The sequence below is a fragment of the Qipengyuania rhodophyticola genome (assembly GCF_042493225.1).
Classification (GTDB): domain Bacteria; phylum Pseudomonadota; class Alphaproteobacteria; order Sphingomonadales; family Sphingomonadaceae; genus Erythrobacter.
In genome coordinates this window covers 433,959-454,436 of sequence record NZ_CP170454.1, presented here as the reverse complement: position 1 = coordinate 454,436, position 20,478 = coordinate 433,959, and the positions used below count along the sequence as shown (strand labels likewise).

At 56.2% G+C, this 20,478-nt stretch carries 15 protein-coding genes; 12 read left to right on the top strand and 3 right to left on the bottom strand.

Going from position 1 to position 20,478, the window contains the following annotated elements:
- Positions 1-62 precede the first annotated feature (62 nt).
- From ACFCXQ_RS02030 to acs, 4 genes are all read left to right on the top strand, one after another.
- Positions 63-1,394, top strand: coding sequence for a phosphotransferase (locus tag ACFCXQ_RS02030; RefSeq protein ID WP_379552577.1), 1,332 nt, complete (start codon positions 63-65; stop codon positions 1,392-1,394).
- Complete coding sequence (locus ACFCXQ_RS02025) at positions 1,395-2,687, top strand: acyl-CoA dehydrogenase family protein (protein WP_379552575.1); 1,293 nt, start codon at positions 1,395-1,397, stop codon at positions 2,685-2,687.
- Between the two features lie 92 nt (positions 2,688-2,779).
- The gene (locus tag ACFCXQ_RS02020; protein WP_379552573.1) at positions 2,780-5,041 is read left to right on the top strand and encodes a DUF305 domain-containing protein; all 2,262 of its coding nucleotides are present in this window, start codon (positions 2,780-2,782) and stop codon (positions 5,039-5,041) included.
- A 117-nt stretch (positions 5,042-5,158) separates the two neighbouring features.
- Positions 5,159-7,084, top strand: coding sequence for an acetate--CoA ligase (gene acs, locus ACFCXQ_RS02015; protein ID WP_379552571.1), 1,926 nt, complete (start codon positions 5,159-5,161; stop codon positions 7,082-7,084).
- Positions 7,085-7,109: 25 nt separating this feature from the next.
- Here acs and ACFCXQ_RS02010 read toward each other — a convergent pair whose 3' ends face one another.
- Together ACFCXQ_RS02010 and ACFCXQ_RS02005 are read right to left on the bottom strand one after the other, a co-directional pair.
- Entirely contained in the window at positions 7,110-8,885 is a 1,776-nt protein-coding gene (locus tag ACFCXQ_RS02010; RefSeq protein WP_379552569.1) for a sodium:solute symporter family protein, read from the bottom strand.
- Between the two features lie 12 nt (positions 8,886-8,897).
- Positions 8,898-9,206, bottom strand: coding sequence for a DUF4212 domain-containing protein (locus ACFCXQ_RS02005; RefSeq protein WP_379552567.1), 309 nt, complete (start codon positions 9,204-9,206; stop codon positions 8,898-8,900).
- 230 nt (positions 9,207-9,436) lie between these two features.
- Here ACFCXQ_RS02005 and ACFCXQ_RS02000 point away from each other — a divergent pair, with 230 nt between their 5' ends.
- The 3 genes from ACFCXQ_RS02000 to ACFCXQ_RS01990 are packed head-to-tail and all read left to right on the top strand — an operon-like array spanning position 9,437 to position 13,053.
- On the top strand, positions 9,437-10,636 hold the full coding sequence (locus ACFCXQ_RS02000; RefSeq protein WP_379552565.1) for an acyl-CoA dehydrogenase family protein: 1,200 nt from the start codon (positions 9,437-9,439) through the stop codon (positions 10,634-10,636).
- Between the two features lie 26 nt (positions 10,637-10,662).
- A complete protein-coding gene (locus tag ACFCXQ_RS01995) occupies positions 10,663-11,793 on the top strand; it encodes an acyl-CoA dehydrogenase family protein (RefSeq protein ID WP_379552563.1) in 1,131 nt (376 codons plus the stop codon).
- A 48-nt stretch (positions 11,794-11,841) separates the two neighbouring features.
- Complete coding sequence (locus tag ACFCXQ_RS01990) at positions 11,842-13,053, top strand: winged helix-turn-helix domain-containing protein (RefSeq protein WP_379552561.1); 1,212 nt, start codon at positions 11,842-11,844, stop codon at positions 13,051-13,053.
- A gap of 2 nt (positions 13,054-13,055) precedes the next feature.
- On the opposite strand, the gene ACFCXQ_RS01985 is transcribed toward ACFCXQ_RS01990, so the two are convergent.
- Positions 13,056-14,729 (bottom strand): hypothetical protein, encoded by a 1,674-nt coding sequence (locus tag ACFCXQ_RS01985; protein WP_379552559.1) that lies wholly within the window; start codon positions 14,727-14,729, stop codon positions 13,056-13,058.
- Between the two features lie 138 nt (positions 14,730-14,867).
- On the opposite strand from ACFCXQ_RS01985, the gene ACFCXQ_RS01980 reads away from it, so the two are divergent.
- The 5 genes from ACFCXQ_RS01980 (at position 14,868) to kduD (ending at position 20,466) form a co-directional block, all read left to right on the top strand.
- Positions 14,868-17,705, top strand: coding sequence for a TonB-dependent receptor (locus ACFCXQ_RS01980; RefSeq protein ID WP_379552557.1), 2,838 nt, complete (start codon positions 14,868-14,870; stop codon positions 17,703-17,705).
- A gap of 23 nt (positions 17,706-17,728) precedes the next feature.
- Entirely contained in the window at positions 17,729-18,514 is a 786-nt protein-coding gene (locus tag ACFCXQ_RS01975) for a 2-keto-4-pentenoate hydratase (protein ID WP_379552555.1), read from the top strand.
- Between the two features lie 244 nt (positions 18,515-18,758).
- Complete coding sequence (locus ACFCXQ_RS01970) at positions 18,759-18,899, top strand: hypothetical protein (RefSeq protein ID WP_379552553.1); 141 nt, start codon at positions 18,759-18,761, stop codon at positions 18,897-18,899.
- A gap of 133 nt (positions 18,900-19,032) precedes the next feature.
- On the top strand, positions 19,033-19,665 hold the full coding sequence (locus ACFCXQ_RS01965) for an RpiB/LacA/LacB family sugar-phosphate isomerase (protein ID WP_379552551.1): 633 nt from the start codon (positions 19,033-19,035) through the stop codon (positions 19,663-19,665).
- Positions 19,666-19,707: 42 nt separating this feature from the next.
- The gene (kduD, locus tag ACFCXQ_RS01960) at positions 19,708-20,466 is read left to right on the top strand and encodes a 2-dehydro-3-deoxy-D-gluconate 5-dehydrogenase KduD (RefSeq protein ID WP_379552549.1); all 759 of its coding nucleotides are present in this window, start codon (positions 19,708-19,710) and stop codon (positions 20,464-20,466) included.
- Positions 20,467-20,478: the final 12 nt, after the last annotated feature.

Below are 20,478 nucleotides of genomic sequence, written 5' to 3'. Positions count from 1 at the left end.
AAGGCGCTCTTGAGATGGAAGCTGATCGCTGCAACAAAGGGGGTGTGGGAGAGAACCAAACAATGGGCGAACTGGCTAAGGGCCTGAACACGGCGCTTGCCCGTGTCGGGATGGCCGAGGCTCAAGAGATTGAGCGCTTGACGGGCGGCGCGACAATGGAAAGTTGGCGCTTTATCTCGGGCGGCGAGCCGCACGTACTGCGCCGCGCGCCAAGCCTGGAGTTCATGAATGACCGCCCCTTTGGCCATGATGTTGAGGCGGCGGTCATCCGCGCTGCCCATGCTGCGGGAGTGCGCGCGCCCGAGGTGATCCTCGAGCTTGATCCAAGAGACGGAATCGGAAGCGGCTTTGTAATGCGCGCTCTGCCGGGCACTGCTGACCCCAAAGTGATCCTGCAATTTGACGAGGCGGATGCTCTGCTGCGCGAGGCTGCACAGGACTTGGCCCGCATTCACTCGCTCACCCGCGATGATGTGCCCGCTGCCGTGCCGGTGATGGACTACCGAGCGGCCATTGCTGATCTGCGCGCGCAGTTTGAGGAGGCTGGCGGCGACCGCCCGATCATCGCGCTCGGCCTCAAATGGATGGAGGACAATTGCCCTGAGCCTTGCGAGCCTGTGCTCAACCACGGCGATTACAGGCTTGGCAATCTGCTGGCGGAAGAGGGGCATCTCACAGGAGTGCTCGATTGGGAGCTGGCGCATTTCGGCGATCGCCACGAGGACTTGGCGTTCGGCTGCATGGCGGTGTGGCGGTTTGCGCGGTATGATCGACCGGCGCTCGGGCTTGGATCGCTGGAGGCGTATTTCGCAGCCTATGAGGCGGAGAGTGGCTGCAAAGTTGACCCCGCCCGCTTCCGGTACTGGCTGATTCACCGTACCGTATGGTGGGCGCTCGGCTGTCTGCGCATGGCAAAGTTCTGGCGCGAGGGTAGCGACCGCATGCTCGAACGCGTGGTGATCTCGCGCCGCACATCCGAGCAGGAACTCGATCTGCTGATGCTGCTAGAGGAGAATGCGCCGGAGGAGGAGAGGGCTCCTGAGGTTCAAGCCCTTACACCCTATGATGATCTTGGCGAGGCACGAGAAGGTGAGCTCGCTGAAGCTGTTTCGGAATGGCTTGAGACCATTAAGCCCTTGATGACCGGGCATGACCGTTTCCAACTTGCTGTCGCACGAAATGCGCTCGGTATAATTGCTCGCAAAGACCTCTATTTGCCGCAGATCATGGAAGACGAGAAGATGACCAAGGCGATCCTTGAGGGTGGCGGGGATGTAGGTTTTCCCGGATTACTTGGCACGCTGCGGCAAATGGTTTTTGAGAAAGTGTCGGTCGATTCCCCAAAATACCCCGCACTCGCTGCTGCTCGCAAAAAATGGACTGGAGAGAACTAAATGGACTTCGCGATTCCCGCAGATCTTCAGGCCTATCTTGATGAGCTTGAGCGCTTTATCGAGGCTGAGATCACTCCGCTGCAAATGCAAGACGATAACAATCGCTTTTTCGATCATCGGCGGGAGGATGCGCGCACCGATTGGGATCGCGAAGGCCTGCCCAATGAAGAGTGGGAGGCTTTGCTGCGCGAGGCCACCGCGCGGGCTGACAAGGCGGGGCATTGGCGCTTTTCCGCTCCCAAGAAGTATGGCGGCAAGGATGGCTCAAACCTCTGGATGGCAGTGATCCGAGATCGGTTTGCGCAGCGCGGCCTTGGCCTCCATAATGATCTCCAGAACGAGCACAGCATCGTCGGCAATTTTCCCTTCGTCGAAATGTTCGAACAATTCGGCACTGAGGAGCAACGCCAAGAGTTCATCAATGGAGGCTTTGCACGGACAAGGCGCGTTGCTTTTGGCCTGACCGAGGCTGAGCATGGCTCTGACGCAACCCACATGGAAACGCGCGGCGTCAAAGAAACGCGCGATGGCGCGGCGGGATACCGCATCGACGGCGAGAAGATGTGGATCACTGGCATGCATCACGCAACGCATTGCGCGCTGTTCGCCCGGACCAGCGGAGAGGCTGGCGATGCACGCGGCATCACCTGCTTCCTAGTCCCCAATCCCTCCGAGGGCCTCAAAATCGAGGAGTGGATGTGGACATTCAATATGCCGACAGATCACCCGCGGTTGTCGATTGAGAATGTCTGGGTGCCGGAATCGGTGATCTTGGGCGAGGAAGGCAAGGGCCTAGCGCTGGCGCAAAGCTTTGTGCACCAGAACCGCATTCGCCAGGCAGCCTCCAGCCTCGGCGCGGCGCAATATTGCGTTGAAGAAAGCGTGAAATACGCCCGCGCACGCAAGCCCTTTGGCGAGGCTTTAGCCAAGAACCAAGCGATCCAGTTTCCGCTGGTTGAGCTGGCGACCCAATGCGAGATGCTGCGCATGCTGATTTATAAGACCGCGTGGCAGATGGACAATATGCCGCACAAAGAGATTGAGCGGACCATATCTGACAAGGTTTCAATGTGTAATTATTGGGCAAACCGGCTGGTATGCGAGGCGGCAGACCGCGCGATGCAAGTGCATGGCGGGATTGGCTATTCACGGCACAAACCGTTTGAACATATTTATCGCCACCACCGCCGCTACCGGATCACCGAGGGCGCGGAGGAAATTCAGATGCGCAAGGTGGGCGCCTATCTGTTTGGCTATCTCGGTCCCCGCAAAGGCGAATTTGCTGAAAGCTGATCGGTCCGGCGAAGTCGTTCGCAGAATTGCTGCTTGACCTCACCCTGATATTCCGTCTCATTAGAGGGGATATTTTTGGGGACTGCATAACCATGAAAAATACGTCGCTTTTTGCGCTTGGCGCCACGCTTTTGGCATCAACATCTACCGCCGCGATTGCGCAGGATGCGCCAATCGTTTTGCCGGGCGCACCTGGCACAGCTGGCAGTTTGCTGACTGCGGAAGAGGCAACGGACTTGGCCAGTACCACCCATTCGCCTGCTGATGTGGTGTTCATGCAGGGCATGATTTTGCATCACCAGCAAGCGGTTGAGATGGCGCAGCTGATCAAAGATCGGACCAATCGCGAAGAAATCGTCACAATTGGTGGTCGGATTGAATCGGGTCAGGCTGACGAAATTGAATTCATGCAAGGCTGGCTAAGGGATCGCGGGGAAAAGGCCCCGATGGTCGGCGGCGAACATGCTGGTCATCATGGTCATCATGGCGGCGGTGAGTGGGCGAGCCTGCATGAGAACATGGCTGGCATGGCGAGCGCTGAAGACATGGCCCGCCTCGCGACCCTTTCGGGTGTTGAGTTTGACCGGCTGTTCTTGCAGCTCATGATTGCGCATCACGAGGGTGCGATCGAGATGGTTGATGATCTGCTGGAGCAGCCCGGTAGCGCTTCTGATCCGGTGTTGTTCAAGTTTGCGAATGACGTGGACAATGATCAGACCAAAGAAATCAACCAAATGAATGCGCTCCTCGCGACGCTTTCTACAGACCCGCGCGCCAATCTGGCGGCGGGTTTTGACAACGCTGGCGAGGCGATCTGGAACCTGCGCAAGGTTGCTAGCCTGTCAAAACCAGCGGGTTTCTTCGATCCGGCTAACCCGGCTGACCTGAAACCTCCAAAGGCCAAAGACGAGGATGAGAAAAAGGCAGCAGAGACAACTCCGGAGCGCGGCGAGGATGATACGCTGACCGAGTTTGCTGAGCGTTCCCCGCTGCTCGATTTTGCCAATACTGACATGGCTTTCTTCGACGATATTATGGTGGCAGGTAGCTATCACGGCTATAACATTTATCGGCTGGGTGATGACGGTGCGCCGGGCCTCGTCAGCTCTATCGTATGCCCTGGCGGGCAGGGCGACGTTTCGGTTGTCGGCGATATTCTGGTGATGAGCGTTGAGCAAACGCGCGGGCGGGTCGATTGCGGCCTGCAGGGGGTTGCTGAAGATGTCAGCCAAGAACGCTTCCGGGGTCTGCGCATATTCGACATTTCTGATCTCGCGCGGCCTCGTCAGGTCGGGCTGGTTCAGACGTGCCGTGGCAGCCACACGCACTCCATCGTGAGCGCGGATGACACGCGCATCATCGTCTATAATTCGGGCACATCGCGGATTCGCGACGAAGAGGAATTGGCCGGATGCATCGGCGGTGAGCCGGGCGATAACCGAACCGCCTTGTTCAGCATCGATGTGATCGAGATACCGCTGGCGGACCCATCGCAGTCGCGTATCGTAAAGAGCCCGCGCGTCTTCGCAGACCCGGAAACCGGACAGATCGCTGGCCTGTGGCAAGGCGGCGAAAGTGAGGAAGGTGCACAGGATACTCGCCCAACTGATGAGTGTCATGATATCACAGTATTCCCCTCGAAGAACATCGCCGCTGGCGCATGTTCGGGCAATGGTATCCTGTTTGATATCTCCGACCCGATGAACCCCACGCGGATCGATGCAGTTTTTGATAAGGGCTTCGCTTATTGGCACTCGGCCACTTTCAACAATGATGGCACCAAGGTGATCTTTACTGATGAGTGGGGTGGTGGCGGCCGTCCGCGCTGTCAGGCATCAGACCCAATGAATTGGGGCGCGAATGCCATTTATGACATTGCTGACGGCAAGCTTGTCTTCCGCAGCCATTACAAGATGCCTGCGCCGCAGACTGACAAGGAAAACTGTGTTGCGCATAATGGCTCAATTGTTCCTGTGCCGGGCCGCGATCTCTTTGTGCAAAGCTGGTATCAAGGCGGCCTAAGCATAATGGATTTCACTGACAGCTCGAACCCCGTCGAAGTCGCCTATTTTGATCGCGGCGCGATCAACAAGGAGCAGCTGGTCGTTGGCGGATATTGGTCAAGCTATTGGTACAATGGCCGCATCTACGCGACTGAGATCACGCGCGGGCTTGACGTATTTGCCCTGGAGCCAAGCGAGCATTTGACGGCAGAAGAAATCGCCGCCGCAGAGGCTGCGCAGTATGAAGGCGATCTGTTCAACCCGCAGACGCAAACTGAGGTCACTTGGCCTGATGATGTTGTCGCGCGCGCCTTTGAGAGCCGCCCGGTAGGGACGAATAAGGGCGGGTAACTGGTCTTGAAATGAAGGGGTGGTGCGACGTCGCGCGTGGCATCCTCAGGCCTCTCTTGCTCTTTGGCCGGCATTGCATAAAGTCGAGCGGACAAAAGAGCGTAAGAGGATGAACTGATGAGCGAATTTGTGCAGCGACCATCTGCGGCGGGTGCCACCCATTGCAGCGCGGAAGACTATGCTGCGCTTTATCAGCAATCGATTGATGACCCTGATGGGTTCTGGTTGGAGCAGGCTAAAGGCCTCGATTGGTTCACCGCGCCTGCTAAAGGCGGCGAGTGGTCGTATGATCCAGTCAGTATTGAGTGGTTTTCTGACGGTGTTCTGAATCTGTGCCACAATGCAGTGGATCGCCATGTGGAGACGCGCGGCGACCAGACTGCGCTCATTTTTGAGCCTGATGATCCTGCAAGTCCTGGCCGGACGCTCACTTACAGCGAGCTGCTCGGTGAAGTTATCGAAATGGCCAATGCCCTGAAAGCGCTCGGCGTGATGAAGGGCGACCGTGTCACGCTTTATATGCCGATGGTCATCGAAGGTGTGTTGGCTATGCTTGCCTGCGCGCGAATAGGCGCGATCCATTCGGTAGTGTTCGGCGGGTTCTCACCAGAGGCATTGGCCGGCCGGATTACCGATTGCGGCAGTCGGTTCGTGATCACTGCGGACACGGGCCTGCGCGGCGCAAAACCGATCCCGCTCAAGGCCAATGTCGATGCGGCGCTCGCTTTGCCGAGCGTCGAAGTTGATGGTGTTCTCGTGGTCAAGCATACCGGCGCCGAGATCACTATGACCGAAGGCCGCGACCACTGGTATCACGATGTTAAGTCAGATGCCGAGTGCCCATGTGAGCCGATGAATGCGGAAGATCCGCTGTTCATTCTCTACACATCGGGATCGACCGGAGAGCCTAAGGGCGTGCTCCATACAACCGGAGGGTATGGCGTTTGGGCCGCGACAACGTTCAACTACATTTTCGATTACACGCAAGGCGAAGTGTTCTGGTGCACTGCGGATATCGGCTGGGTCACGGGGCACAGCTATATTGTCTACGGTCCGCTTATGAACGGGGCGACTGGCGTAGTCTTTGAAGGCGTACCGAATTACCCTGACCATGGGCGTTTCTGGGACGTGGTCGACAAGCATCAGGTCAATATTCTCTACACCGCGCCCACCGCGATCCGCGCGCTAATGCGCGAAGGCGATGAGTTCGTTACGAGCCGCGATCGCTCGTCACTACGCTTGCTCGGCAGCGTCGGCGAGCCGATCAATCCAGAGGCATGGCGTTGGTATTACGACGTTGTGGGCAAGGGGCGTTGCCCGATTATTGACACCTGGTGGCAGACAGAGACCGGTGGCTGCATGATTACTACGCTGCCCGCGGCGCATGATATGAAACCGGGAAGTGCTGGCTTGCCGTTTTTCGGAGTTCAGCCGCAATTGGTTGATGGCGACGGTGCAGTTCTGGAAGGCGCGACTGACGGCAATCTATGCCTTACGCATAGCTGGCCCGGCCAAGCGCGCAGCGTTTACGGCGATCATGAGCGCTTTGAGCAGACCTATTTCAGCACATACAAAGGCAAGTATTTCACTGGCGATGGGTGCCGGCGTGATGAAGATGGCTATTACTGGATTACGGGCCGCGTGGACGATGTGATCAACGTCTCAGGTCACCGCATGGGCACCGCCGAGGTGGAAAGTGCGCTAGTGCTGCACAGCCTCGTCGCAGAGGCCGCAGTGGTCGGATATCCGCATGATATCAAAGGGCAAGGCATCTATTGCTACGTCACGCTAAACGCCGGCGAGGAAGGCAGCGAGGAGCTCGGCAAAGAGCTACGCGCGCACGTCCGCAAAGAGATCGGCCCGATTGCCACGCCTGATCACCTGCAATTCACCGATGGCTTGCCCAAAACACGCTCTGGCAAGATCATGCGGCGCATCCTCCGCAAGATTGCGGAGAACGATTACGGCTCGCTTGGTGACACCTCGACATTGGCGGACCCATCGCTCGTCGAACGCTTGATTGATGGGCGGCAAAACCGCTGAACATCTGACCTGTAGCGTCTGGTCTCTAGTGTCCGTGAGCCTCGACCGCACCGCGAGGCACGCGGATCGAGTCCACTAGCCTGCGAATTTCGGGCGGTGTTGCCGCGGTCATGCTTGCCACACCAATCGCCACGCCGAAATTGATCAGCATACCGATAACCCCAATACCTTCGGGCGAGATGCCGAACAGCCAGTTATCCGCCAAATTCGCCGCCGGGTTCACCAGCTTGAAGTAGGCAATATAGCCGAAGGTGAAGACCAAACCCGTCACCATGCCGGCAATCGCGCCTTCCTTGTTCATCCCCTTAAAGAAGATGCCCATGAAGATCGCTGGGAACAGGCTGGCTGCTGCCAAACCGAAGGCGAATGCAACAACCTGCGCCACCCATCCTGGAGGATAAATCCCGAGGTAGCCTGCCACACAAATCGCAACTGTTGCGGCAACGCGAGCAGCAAGCAGCTCGCCCTTCTCCGAGATGTTCGGTCGGAAGGTCGATTTTAGCAGATCGTGACTGACCGAGCTGGAAATGACCAGTAGCAAGCCCGCCGCTGTCGACAGTGCTGCTGCAAGACCGCCTGCTGCCATCAGGGCAACGACCCAGCCAGGCAGATTGGCTATTTCCGGATTGGCGAGCACCATGATGTCACGGTCGACATACACTTCATTTTCGCTATCCGGGTTTGGCGTATTGGCTAGCAAACGCTCGCCTGATGCGCCGGTTTCGCCGGTATACTCAGGCTTGCCCTCGAACGCGGCGCCCGGCCGATATTGCATGCGCCCGTCGCCGTTCTTGTCCTGGAATGCGAGCAGTCCGTTGCTCTCCCAAAGCGGGAAGAACTCATCCACCTCGGAATAGGCGGTATCATCCACCTTATCGATGAAGTTGAGCATGCCAAACGCGCCGACAGCTGGAGCGGTCGTGTACAGCAGAGCGATGAAGATTAGTGCCCAGCCTGCTGATTTGCGCGCATCCGATGCCTTGGGCACCGTGAAGAAGCGGACGATGACATGCGGCAAGCCAGCCGTGCCGACCATCAGTGCGAGTGTGATGCAGAACACGTCAATCATGCTTTTTGAGCCGTCCGTATAGGCGGTGAAGCCTAGATCAACGAGCACGCTATCGAGCTTTTGCAAGACCGATAGCCCTGACCCATCGGCCACCTCCGAGCCGAGACCGATTTGCGGGATTGGTGTGCCCGTGATCATGAAACTAAGGAAGAAGGCTGGCACCATATACGCGAAGATCAGCACGCAATATTGCGCGACTTGCGTATAGGTGATGCCTTTCATTCCGCCGAGCACCGCATAGATGAAGACGATGCCCATGCCGATGATCACACCCATGGTTATCTCAACATCTAGGAAGCGTGAGAACACGATCCCCACGCCGCGCATTTGGCCTGCGATATAGGTGAAACTGATGAAGATCAGACAGATCACCGCGACCACTCTGGCGGTCTTGGAGTAGTAGCGCGTGCCGATGAAATCGGGGACGGTGAATTGGCCGAATTTGCGTAAGTATGGCGCCAAGAGAAGAGCCAGCATCACATATCCGCCGGTCCACCCCATCAGATAAACTGAGGCGTCATATCCTGCAAAGGCGAGGATTCCTGCCATTGAAATGAAGCTCGCCGCGCTCATCCAGTCCGCTGCGGTGGCCATGCCGTTTACGACTGGGTTGACCCCGCCGCCAGCGACATAAAACTCCTTGGTTGAGCCAGCCCGGCTCCATATCGCGATGCCAATATACAGCGCAAAGCTCGCACTGACAAAGAGGTAGATCAGGGTTTGCGTTTCCATGGTCCGCGCGCCCTAGTCGTCGAGATCGTATTTGCGTTCGATCTGCTTCATCCGAATGACGTAGAAGAAGATCAGTGCGATGAAGATGTAGACGGCGCCTTGCTGCGCAAACCAGAAACCCAGCGGATATCCGCCAATGCTGAACTGGTCGAGCCAGTCTCTAATGAGGATGCCCGCGCCAAACGAGCAGGCAAACCAGATTGTCATCAATGTGCAGAGCAGTCTAATATTTTCGCGCCAATAGGCGCCTTCGGCTGCGTTGGTTTCAGTGCCTGTGTCCTCCGGGGGGTTTATGTCATCCCCGTTCTCATTCTCGTTCATTCGTGCCCCTCCCACTCGATGCATGGCGAGACTAGGTGACCACAGACAGCAACGCGAGGCGAATCTTTGATTCGCCCCGTGATTATGGCGCTTCCGGTAGTTTGCGGTAAACAACGCGGCGGCAATATGGACGTGCTCCTCAAGAGATTTCGGTACTTGTTTTCGTACCTATTTCGGCGCATCACTTGCGCCAAGAATCCACATGGACGCACATTTCGGAGCGCTAAGATATGAACCTCGATTTCACCCCTGAAGAACAGGCCTTTCGCGATGAAGTTCGCGCTTTCATAGCCGAGCAATATCCAAAGCATTTGGGAGATACTGGCCTGCGCGAAGATCTCCCTAGGGAAGACTTCCTCGTATGGCACAAGGTCCTGGGCGCAAAGGGCTGGTCAGTTCCAGCATGGCCAACCGAATATGGCGGCACTGGCTGGACACCGACGCAGCGCTATATCTGGTCGGAGGAGAATGCCCGCGTAAATGCATTGATGCCGCTGCCATTTGGCGTATCGATGGTTGGGCCAGTGATTTACACATTCGGCAATGATGAGCAGAAAGAGCGGCATCTTCCTGGTATCCGTGATGGCAGCGTGTGGTGGTGTCAGGGATATTCAGAGCCAGGCGCGGGCTCTGACCTCGCCTCGCTTAAAACCACGGCTGTGCGCGACGGCGATCACTATGTAATTAACGGGCAGAAGACTTGGACGACACTGGCGCAATATGCGGATTGGGGCTTCTTCCTGTGCCGCACTGATCCGGATGCTGAGAAGCCGCAACAAGGCATCAGTTTCATCCTCATCGACATGAAAACGCCCGGTGTTGAAGTGAAGCCGATCAAGCTTCTCGACGGCGGGTATGAGGTCAATGAAACTTGGCTTACGGATGTACGGGTTCCGGTCGAGAACCTTGTGGGCGTAGAGAACCAAGGCTGGACATATGCCAAGTTCCTGCTGGCGCATGAACGTAGCGGCATTGCCGGTGTTGCCCGCTCCAAGCGCGGTGTCGAAAAACTGCGCGAGATCGCGGGCAGTGAGCAACTGGATGGCGAACCGCTGATGAGCGATTTCGACTTCGCTCGCAAAGTCAGCCAGCTGGAAATTGACCTTGCCGCACTTGAAATCACTGAGCTGCGCACGCTTGCAGGCGAGCAGGCTGGCAAAGGCCCGGGGCCGGAAAGCTCGATCCTCAAGATCAAGGGCACTGAAATACAGCAGCGCCTGACTGAGCTCACGCTTGAGGCCGTCGGCAGCTATGGCACGCCCTATTACGGGAGCATTGCCAACGATACTGGCTCGAATGAATACCAGATCGGCCCTGACTACGCCTCGCACTCGGCAGCGACCTATTTCAACATGCGCAAGACCTCGATCTATGGCGGGTCGAATGAGATCCAGCGCAACATCATCACAAAAATGATCCTCGGCCTTTAAGGCCGCAGAGTTCCGGAGAGACAAACGTGGACTTCAACTTCACCGAAGAACAAGACATGGTGCGCGACGGCCTTTCGCGCATGGTCCGAGAAGCATATGGCTGGGAAACCCGCAGCGAAGTAATCGCGAGCGAGGCTGGATGGCGGCCTGAGATTTGGGCGCAGCTCGCTGAGCTCGGCATCCTTGGCATGCCTTTCAGCGAAGAGGTTGGCGGCTTTGGTGGCGGCGCGGTCGATTCCATGATTGTCATGGAGGAATTTGGCAAAGGACTGGTGGTTGAGCCATTCGTTCCCACAGTCGTATGTGCGGGCGGTTTCCTGAAGCATGCGGGAACGGAGGCGCAGCGCGAGGAACATTTGTCTGCAATCATCGATGGCAGCCGCGTTTTTGCTTTCGCTTATGCTGAGCCGCGTGGCCGCTATAATTTTGCGGATCTCGAAACAACCGCCAAGAAAGACGGCGATGGGTACACGCTCAGTGGTCACAAGGCTGTTGTGATTGGCGCGCCTTGGGCTAGCCATCTGGTCGTGACTGCGCGCACGGGCGGTGATCGCCGCGACAAAGAAGGTGTGAGCGTTTTCATTGTAGACAAATCCGCCAATGGCGTGGTCACACGCGATTACGAAACCGTCGATGGGCGGCGTGCTTCGGAAGTGTATTTTGAGAACGTTTCAGTTCCGGCTGACGCCTTGATCGGGGAAGAAGGCGGCGCTTTGCCGCTGATCGAGCTGGTGACTGACGAAGCGATTGCGGCCCAATGCGCCGAGGCGTGCGGCGCTATGAAAGTCGCGCACGGTATGACGGTCGAATATTCGCGCCAGCGCAAACAGTTCGGCGTGCCAATCGGCTCGTTCCAGGTGCTGCAACACCGGATGGTCGATATGTACACTGCATATGAACAGTCGGTTTCGCTGAGCTATCTTGCAACGCTAAAGCTCAGCGCAAGCGAGCAAGAGCGTAAGCGAACTGTGTCAGCGGCCAAGGTTGGTGTCGGGCAAGCAGCTCGGTATATCGGGCAGGATGCTGTCCAGATCCACGGCGGCAACGGCGTGACTGATGAATACGCAATCGGCCACTATTTCAAACGCCTGACGGTGTTCGATTCCGAGTTTGGCAATGTCGATCACCATATGAAGCGTCATATCGCGCTTAGCTGAGCTGGGCGTATCGCACTGCAAAAGTGCATGCAGTAAGAGGGGGATGTGATGGAACCTCCGCTCTTACAAAACCGGCTCGCGCGGCGCCTTTTTTTGGATCGGCATCTCTTGCTGCGTCAGGGATCGGGTCCGGGCAGCGGCGGTGATTTGGAGAGCGTCCTTGAGAGGCTGGGGTTCGTTCAGGTCGATAGCGTCAATACGCTCGCCCGCGCGCATGATCTGATCTTGTGGTCTCGGCGCGGCCAATATCGGCCGAAAGCCTTAGAGCAGCTGGTGGCGAAGCGGCGCAGCGCGTTTGAGCATTGGACGCATGATGCCGCGATAATTCCGCTGAAGTTTTATCCTATGTGGCGCTTGAAGTTTGAGCGCGACGAGACACGGATGCGTTCGCGTTGGTCGGAAGATCGCCGCGCGGGGTGGGAGACGGAAATTAGACAGGTTCTCCGGCACATTACAGACAATGGGCCTACCTCATCGCTTGATGTGGGCGAGGGCGGGAAGAAGGGCTCGTCGGGTTGGTGGGATTGGCATCCTTCAAAAACTGCTTTGGAATTTCTTTGGAGATCGGGGCAGCTGGCGATTTGTCATCGCAAGGGCTTTCGCAAATTCTATGACTTGGCCGAGCGTGTGATACCCTCCGAGTATCGCGACATTCGACAAGAGCGGCACGAAATAGTTGATTGGGCGATGTCGGAAGCGCTCCAGCGTCTTGGCTTTGGTACTAGCGGCGAGCTGGCAGCATTCTTCGAGTTAGTCACAAGGAGCGACGCGAAAGAATGGTGCATGAGGGCACTTGAAGCCGGGCAAATCGTCGAGGCCGACATAGAGATGGCCGATGGATCGCGGCGGTGTAGCTTTGTGACTGAGGCTGCTCTCAATGAAGCCGCATCTTTACCCGAGCCAAGCTCGCGCATTCGTCTGTTGTCGCCTTTCGATCCTGCGCTGCGGGACCGTGCCCGCGCTGAGCGCTTGTTTGGGTTCCACTATCGGATCGAGATTTTCGTGCCGGAAGCAAAGAGGCACTACGGCTATTATGTGTTCCCCGTGATGCAAGGCGACCGGCTGATCGGCAGGCTCGACGCCAAGCGTGCCGGCACCGCGATCAGCGTTCGCGCGTTCTGGCCTGAGTCCGGAGTTCGAATGGGCAAAGCACGCACCGCCGCGCTATTGTCCGAGCTTGAGCGGGTCAAATATCTGGCAGAGCTTGAGGAAGTTGTGTTTGCCGATGATTGGCTGATCCCCACAAGATTCGACGACTAGCCCTACCGTTTTCCAAGCTGATAATCGTACAGCGAAGGCACGCTGGTGATCTCTTCATTGAGCATCTCAAGGTAGGGAGCAGGCGTGAAATCTAGCTCGATCTCGCGGTTTCCATACATGCTGATGACTCGCGCATCTGGCCCTTCTGAGCCGGCATACAGCACAATCGGGATACCCGGTGCGACGTTCCCACCAACCATCACCTGCAAATTCCACGTCGTGTTGTAGCGGCCATGGCCGGGGTTCCAATAACCCGCGCCGCCAGCCTTGTAGAGATCATACATTGGCTTGCCATCGTCCGTGGTTTGATCTGGCACAAGGTGCACCGTTATCCGATCATAAAGGTTCTGATGATTAGCTCCCGCATGCTGATCAAGCGTTGGCTGGTGCCACGCGACCGAGTCCTTATAGACTGATTTTGTCGCCTGCGTGTTGAAGCTGAACGTATGTTCAGTTGGGTTGAAGACCGTTAGCTCTTCGACCAGTACATTGTGCACATTGCCCACATGGACCCCGTAGTGCGCCTTATGCGTGCCATCGGTAACGATGTTGGTAATCGTCACATTCGCAAGATCATCAGTCAAAATCCCGGCATCAGCCTCTGAGATGCGCACATCGCGGATCCAGCCATTGTAGACGCCGGTAAAGTAGATCCCATTATACCCCGCCTCATTGTGGTGGCCGAAATAGGGGTTTTCGGGAAATGTCAGCGCGAGGCCTTGAATGCCCACATCGGTGAGATGATCCCAGCGCGCAAAATAGGCTTGGAGCTGCTGCGAAATATCGTGCAGCAATGGGTCAGCAATCGTCACTTGATTGCCGTCAATCGCCTCGATCCGGGTGGCTTGGCGGACTAGCGGGCGGTCAGGCTTCTCCCAGTGACGACTTCCCACCTTGAGATCGGTCTCGCCATAAAGCGACTTAACAAGGGGCCCGTCCGGGCCTTCCCTGTTATGCCAATGAATTTGCACCACATCGCCAACCGATAGCTCCTCTGGTGACGCGACTGTCAGCTCTCGGCTGAATTGCTTACCACCTGTGATGCTGGAGATCGTTGCAATCGGGCGGTCATAACTCTCTTTGTAAGTCGCGTGGCGACCGCCAGGGTAGCGGACCCAAATGAAGCCCGCGCTCCAGCTATATTCGGAAAACAGCACATTGAGATTGGCCTCTGGCTGGCGCTCGTATTTGTCTTCTTCCTCGAGATATTCGCGAATCTCAGTCAGCGCACCGCCGTCATCAATCTGATCGAGTGGCCGCGGCATAAACAATTGTGTGCCGCCCTCACCAGAGCCCATTCCTGACAAGACAACTCCGCTTTTCTCGATCCACAGAATTTCAGTGAGCTGATATCGCCCTGCGTGCAATTGGACACGCACCGGCCCGGACATCTCATGTGCAGCGGCAAGCGCCGCTTTCAAGGCAATGCTATCGTCTTTGCCGTCATCTGGCACCGCCCCAAAATCGGCGACATCGAGCTCTGTTGTGACGCGCGGAATAGGCTCAACCCCAAAGCCATAACCCGCGTAGGAAAAGTCGGGCAGCGGTTGCTCCGCCGCAACCGTTTCATCTGCGAGGATTTGCGGTGTCTGCTGCGCGGCGAGAGGCGCGCAAACGCATAGTGATGCGATCGAGACACAGCCTATAGAGCTGATATAATTAGAAAAAACAATCATATTTGGCATCCTCACAGCAGTCTTATCATCTTTTTCAATACGGGTCTTGACCTTCAATGGCACCGGTGTCAATTATTTAGGTAACCGGTGTCATAACCGGCTTGCGCATTGGGAGTGCGTATATTTTGGGAGGGAAATATGACGTCATTTGATGTTCGCGGAGCGTCCGCCGCTAACTGCAACTTCACTAAATTTCGCAGTGCACTACTCGCCTCGGCCATAGCTTTCGCGCTACCTAGCGCCGCATTTGCGCAAGATGGCGCTGGTCAGGATGAGGGTGAAGCTGCTGAAGATGTGATCGTCGTAACTGGCGAGATCAGTCGCACGATCGAGAGCTCACTTGCGGCAAAGCGCAATCTCGACGTGATTGGCGATGCGATTGTTGGCGACGACATTGGCGATTTGCCCGATCTCTCCGTGGCGGAGACGCTGGAGCGGATCGTTGGTGTTACGTCTGACCGCTTCAAGGGCGGCGCATCTGAACTATCAATCCGGGGGCTTGGCGCATTTTTGGGGGCATCGTTCCTAAATGGCCGCGAGATTTCCTCCGGCAGCGATGGCCGTGATGTGAATTTCGGTCAGTTCCCCTCAGAGCTCGTCAATGGCGCCGTGATCTATAAATCCCAGCAAGCAAGCTTTGTTGAAGGCGGTGTATCTGGGATTATCGAACTGCAGACGCTCAAACCGCTGGAGTACGGCAAGCGCCGGATCCAAATTCAAGCGCTCGGCGGCTTTAGCGAATATGAAGACCGAGTGACCGATGGCGACCCGTTCAATTACCGGCTAACGGCATCATATGTTGATCAATTCCAACTCGGTGATGGCGAGCTGGGGATAGCAATCGGTGGCCAGCTGCGCCGCGATACGGCTCCGGAAGATATCTACACATCGAGTTCGACCTATCGCCCATGCAACACGATCGAGGGCATTGATCGCAGCAACAATTGCACCTTCTCGACGGATGCTGATGGCAATCCTGACGGGGCATCAGATACCTATTTCATCTCGAACCAATATATCTTCCGCGCTCAGGCGACTGAGGCGGATCGTGATGCGGTAATGGCGACCATTCAGATGGCGCCAACTTCCAATTTCCAGATCACGCTGGACGGGCAATATTCCTTCCGCGATGATATTGAGGAGCGCGCCAATCTTGTCATTGCCGACGGTCGCCGTGACATCGCGCCGATTGAAATTTCACCTACTGGCGCGCTGCTTGCGCATAGTGGTGAGACGCGTTTGGAAAACCAGTCTGTCTGGCGTCAGCGCACTGAGGAATATATCGGGGTTGGTGCGAATATTGAATGGAGCACCGGGCCGCTCACATTGGCAGCGGACTTTTCCTATTCTCAGACTCAGCGCCGCCAAGACGAGCTGGATATGCGCATTCGGACCAACAGCCGCGTGTTCTTTGAGCTGGATTCGCGCGGGCTCCAGGTGCCTAACCTTACCCTCACAGATGTATCGGCAGTAGAGGAAAACACTGGTCTCGCCTTCGACCTCAACAATCACGATATCTACACCAATGGCGCGCGTGCACGCCGTAGGCTTGAGAATGTTGATGACGGCATTTTCGGTGCGCGGTTTGATGCGACCTATGAAACTGACGGTAGTTTCTTCAGGAGCTTCCAGGCAGGTTTCCGTTTTGCTGATCGTCAACGTATCCAAGATGACGGGATCGACCAGACCCTCTCGCTAGTCGCCGGTTATGACGATGCCGGCGCTATCGCTGCTCGCAACGATACGTTCCTTGTCGATGATCTGTTTGAAGGTGCTGACGGGACGAACGTGCAAGGCCTGAGCTTTGCCACCTGGGATCCTATTGCGCTGTTTGCAGCACTAACAGGCAGCGCAGATGCGGGGCTTCCCGCCGCCGGTATATCCACACTGTCGTCGCAAGACACAGATGTGACTGAGAAAACCTATGCCGGCTATGTGCAGGCAAATTTCGATACCACCATGTTCAATGTGCCTGCGCGGGGCAATTTCGGCCTTCGCGGTATTCGCACTGAAGTCACTTCGCTTGGTATTAGCTCGGCTCTAGAAACGGCTCCCGGTCCATCGCCTGACACAATCACGATTACCGAAGTGGGTGACCCGATTGTCAATGTTGAGCAGAACAAGTTCTGGAATTGGTTGCCGAGTGCGAACCTGATCCTTGAACTGTCTGATGACAAGCTGCTGAGGTTTGCCGCATATCGCGCAATTGCTCGCCCTGATGCGTTCAGCCTTTCAGGCGCGCTTACCTTTGATGATGAGGCTGATCTTGGTGACTTGGGAAGCATCGTTGATGCCGCTGGCAACCCGTTCCTCGAACCGCTTTCCTCATGGAATGCTGATGTTTCGTTCGAATGGTACGCATCGCGAACCTCGTCGCTGTCTGTCGCGCTTTATGCAAAACAGCTGGCCACCGGCGTTGAAACCGATGTGACACCGCTCACAATCGTTGTTGATGGCGCCCCGCAAGATGTGCTTGTCGGTCGTTCAGTCAACTCCGATGACAAGAGCCATCTGCTCGGCTTTGAGATCGCTGCCCAGCATAAGTTTGACTTCGGGCTTGGTTTCCAGGCGAGCTATAACTTTGCAGACTCGGATTTCGAGTTCGAGGATCCGGTAGTTGTGAGCGGCCTTGCGCTGGCTGACTTTACCGATCCCGCAAATGTTGTTGGCTTCTCGAAGCATACCGGCAACGCAACAGTTTTCTATGAGCGCGGAGCGTTCAACGCGCGGCTCGCTTACAAGATCCGCTCGGGCTATTTTAAGCCGTTCCGCAATGGCTCGAACCGGTTTACACGGGCTCAAGACTTCCTCGACTTCTCGGCTGGGTTTGACATAACGGACAATATTCAGCTGCGTGCGCAAGTCTTAAACATTCTGGACGAGCCGAACATCTTCTCGCGGCCAACGCTAGATGGAGTGGCTCAGGCAGACTTCTCAGGACGCCGATATTTCCTCGGTGTTCGGGGGCGGTTCTGAGCAAAGGGGAACCCGGCGAGGCAATGATGAATGCGCAAGCAATATCGAGGCAGGCAAGGCTGCGGGAAATTTCCAGCGCCTTGGTCATTGCGCGTCGTTCCGCTTCCGCTTTGCCGAGCTTCCCTGGCGAACTGCCAGATAGCTTTGATGACGCATATGCTATTCAGCAATTGTCACGCGAGAGCTGGGAGGATGAGGTCGCCGGCTGGAAAGTCGGCGGCGTACCTCCCGATTTTATCGATACCTTTGGCGAGACCCATTTGGTCGGTCCGATCTTCGCAAAATCAGTAAAGTACGTCGGCCCCGGCGAAAGCGTAGACATGCCTGTATTCGCACGAGCCTTCGGAGCAATTGAGCCGGAGTTCATAGTCCAGTTGGGTGAGACACTCGCTCATGATCGGCTGTTTATTGGCGCCGAGATTGCCAGCAGCCCGCTGCCTGCGATTAATGACATTGGCCCGATTGCCGTTATCAGTGATTTCGGCAACAATAACGGAATGATTATAGGGCCGGAGATTGTCGGTTGGCGCGAGCATACAGTGGCCCCTACTCTTGTTGCATGCGAGATAGACGATCAGCAGGTGGGTGCTTGCGAAGTGCGGGATGTAGTAGGCTCTGTGGACCAGGCGATTGCGTTTCTACTGTCGCATGCAGATCGGCGGAGGATTGAGATCCCTGTAGGCACATATATCTCGACAGGAGCGATTACCGGCATCCATGAGGCCGAGGCAGGGGCAAGTTCGCGTATTTCTTTTGGCGACCTTGGCGATTTTTCTCTCACCTTGATTGAGGCGCCGGCAAGCCAATAGCGCAAGACGCGAAAACGGCCAGCACTAACGCGGCACTCAATTTCTTCCGACAAGCGATGATAAGCGGATCTTTGGCGTTGCTTGGAGCTTGCAAGGCGGGTTTTTCTGACTTGTTCACCGCAACCGATAGGCACGTCCTCGGCTATCCAACGGTTCAAGCGGTGCTCCGGTTTGGCGAGGTCTCTCGATCGTCAGTTTCGATGACACACCAATTTTAAGCCATGGCTGGCTGCCTCAGACTGCGGTGAAGTGGCCAATCGTCGAGATGGAGCGGATTGCGACGCTGAAATTGATGGCGCAGCCCGGCAATCCACCAATCCCTGAAACGCTGCTGTCATCGCAATTGACTACGCGCGATTCCGTTGCGCCTCCACTTGATATGTGAGAGTGATTTAGTCGAGGGCGCAGTAAACAGCTCTTGCATCGCCAAATGACACCGGTTACCAAAAAGCCAAATCAACGATAAAGCGTTCGGTCAGTTCGCTCGCTTCGCCAGAAACCCAGAAGAGTGAAATATCATGAAAATTGCCCTGATAAATGAGAATAGCCAAGCCGCCAAAAACGGCATCATCCATGATGCGCTGACAACTGTCGCTGAGCCGCTTGGGCACGAAGTCTTCAACTACGGCATGTACACCGCAGAGGATGATGCGCAGCTGACTTACAATATGGTTGGCCTGTTAAGCGGCATATTGATCAATTCTGGGGCTGCTGATTTCGTGATCAGCGGATGCGGAACTGGCATGGGCTCAATGCTCGCCTGCAACTCAATGCCCGGTGTATTTTGCGGCCTCGTAATCGATCCAACCGACGCTTTCCTGTTTGCACAAATCAATGACGGCAACGCGATTGCGATGCCTTATGCCAAAGGCTTCGGCTGGGCAGCTGAGCTGAACCTGCAGGATTGCTACCGCAAACTTTTTGAAGGTGAAAGCGGCGTTGGCTATCCCAAAGAACGCGCGGCTATCATGAAGACTAATCGCGGCATTCTGGCAGAGATGAAGGAGGCTAGCTGCCACGACATGCTGAGCGTTCTCAAGAATGTCGATCAGGATCTGTTGAAATCAGCAATTGCTGGCGAGAAGTTTGCTGATTTCTTCTACGCGAACTCCAAGGATGAAGACATTAGCGGATATCTTCGCGCGCTCTAAGCGCCTCGAACTTTCCAAGCTAACATTAGCGAGAAGACACACATGTCTGGCAATCTTTTTGATCTTTCCGGCAAAGTCGCGGTTGTTACAGGCGCCAACACGGGCATCGGCCAAGGTATCGCGCTGGCGCTGGCTCAGGCCGGCGCGGATATCGCTTTGGTCGCGCGCAGTGATGCATCTGAGACCGTTGGTCTGATCGAAGGCACTGGACGGCGCGCTTTGGTAATCACAGCCGATCTTGCGTCGACTGAGCCATGCGAACGAATTGTTGCAGAGACCGTGAGTGGGCTTGGCCGGCTTGATATTCTAGTCAATAATGCCGGGATTATCCGCCGCAATGACGCGACCGAGTTCACTGAAGACGATTGGGATGCGGTGCTCGACACCAATCTCAAAGTGTTGTTTTTTCTGAGCCAAGCGGCGGGCAAACACATGATTGCGCATGGTGGCGGGTCGATCATCAACATCGCGTCCATGCTCACATTCCAAGGCGGCATTCGCGTGGCGAGCTACACTGCATCGAAGAGCGGTGTTGGCGGTCTGACCAAACTGCTCGCCAATGAATGGGCAGGTCAAAACATCACCGTGAACGCAATTGCACCGGGCTATATCGCGACTAACAACACTGCCGCGCTTCAGGCCGATGAAACACGCAATCGCCAGATCTTGGAGCGCATCCCGGCTGGACGTTGGGGCGAGCCCTCCGATCTTGGCGGTGCGGCGGTGTTCCTCGCATCCGATGCCGCGCGTTATGTCCAAGGCCATATTCTGGCCGTCGATGGCGGGTGGTTGGCGCGCTAGTCTTCGGCACTT

Bases quoted from the DNA above. Each gene is read 5' to 3' on its own strand.
- ACFCXQ_RS02030 (WP_379552577.1), top strand. From the start codon at position 63: ATGGGCGAACTGGCTAAGGGCCTGAACACGGCGCTTGCCCGTGTCGGG.
- ACFCXQ_RS02025 (WP_379552575.1), top strand. From the start codon at position 1,395: ATGGACTTCGCGATTCCCGCAGATCTTCAGGCCTATCTTGATGAGCTT.
- ACFCXQ_RS02020 (WP_379552573.1), top strand. From the start codon at position 2,780: ATGAAAAATACGTCGCTTTTTGCGCTTGGCGCCACGCTTTTGGCATCA.
- acs (WP_379552571.1), top strand. From the start codon at position 5,159: ATGAGCGAATTTGTGCAGCGACCATCTGCGGCGGGTGCCACCCATTGC.
- ACFCXQ_RS02010 (WP_379552569.1), bottom strand. From the start codon at position 8,885: ATGGAAACGCAAACCCTGATCTACCTCTTTGTCAGTGCGAGCTTTGCG.
- ACFCXQ_RS02005 (WP_379552567.1), bottom strand. From the start codon at position 9,206: ATGAACGAGAATGAGAACGGGGATGACATAAACCCCCCGGAGGACACA.
- ACFCXQ_RS02000 (WP_379552565.1), top strand. From the start codon at position 9,437: ATGAACCTCGATTTCACCCCTGAAGAACAGGCCTTTCGCGATGAAGTT.
- ACFCXQ_RS01990 (WP_379552561.1), top strand. From the start codon at position 11,842: ATGGAACCTCCGCTCTTACAAAACCGGCTCGCGCGGCGCCTTTTTTTG.
- ACFCXQ_RS01985 (WP_379552559.1), bottom strand. From the start codon at position 14,729: ATGATTGTTTTTTCTAATTATATCAGCTCTATAGGCTGTGTCTCGATC.
- ACFCXQ_RS01980 (WP_379552557.1), top strand. From the start codon at position 14,868: ATGACGTCATTTGATGTTCGCGGAGCGTCCGCCGCTAACTGCAACTTC.
- ACFCXQ_RS01975 (WP_379552555.1), top strand. From the start codon at position 17,729: ATGATGAATGCGCAAGCAATATCGAGGCAGGCAAGGCTGCGGGAAATT.
- ACFCXQ_RS01965 (WP_379552551.1), top strand. From the start codon at position 19,033: ATGAAAATTGCCCTGATAAATGAGAATAGCCAAGCCGCCAAAAACGGC.
- kduD (WP_379552549.1), top strand. From the start codon at position 19,708: ATGTCTGGCAATCTTTTTGATCTTTCCGGCAAAGTCGCGGTTGTTACA.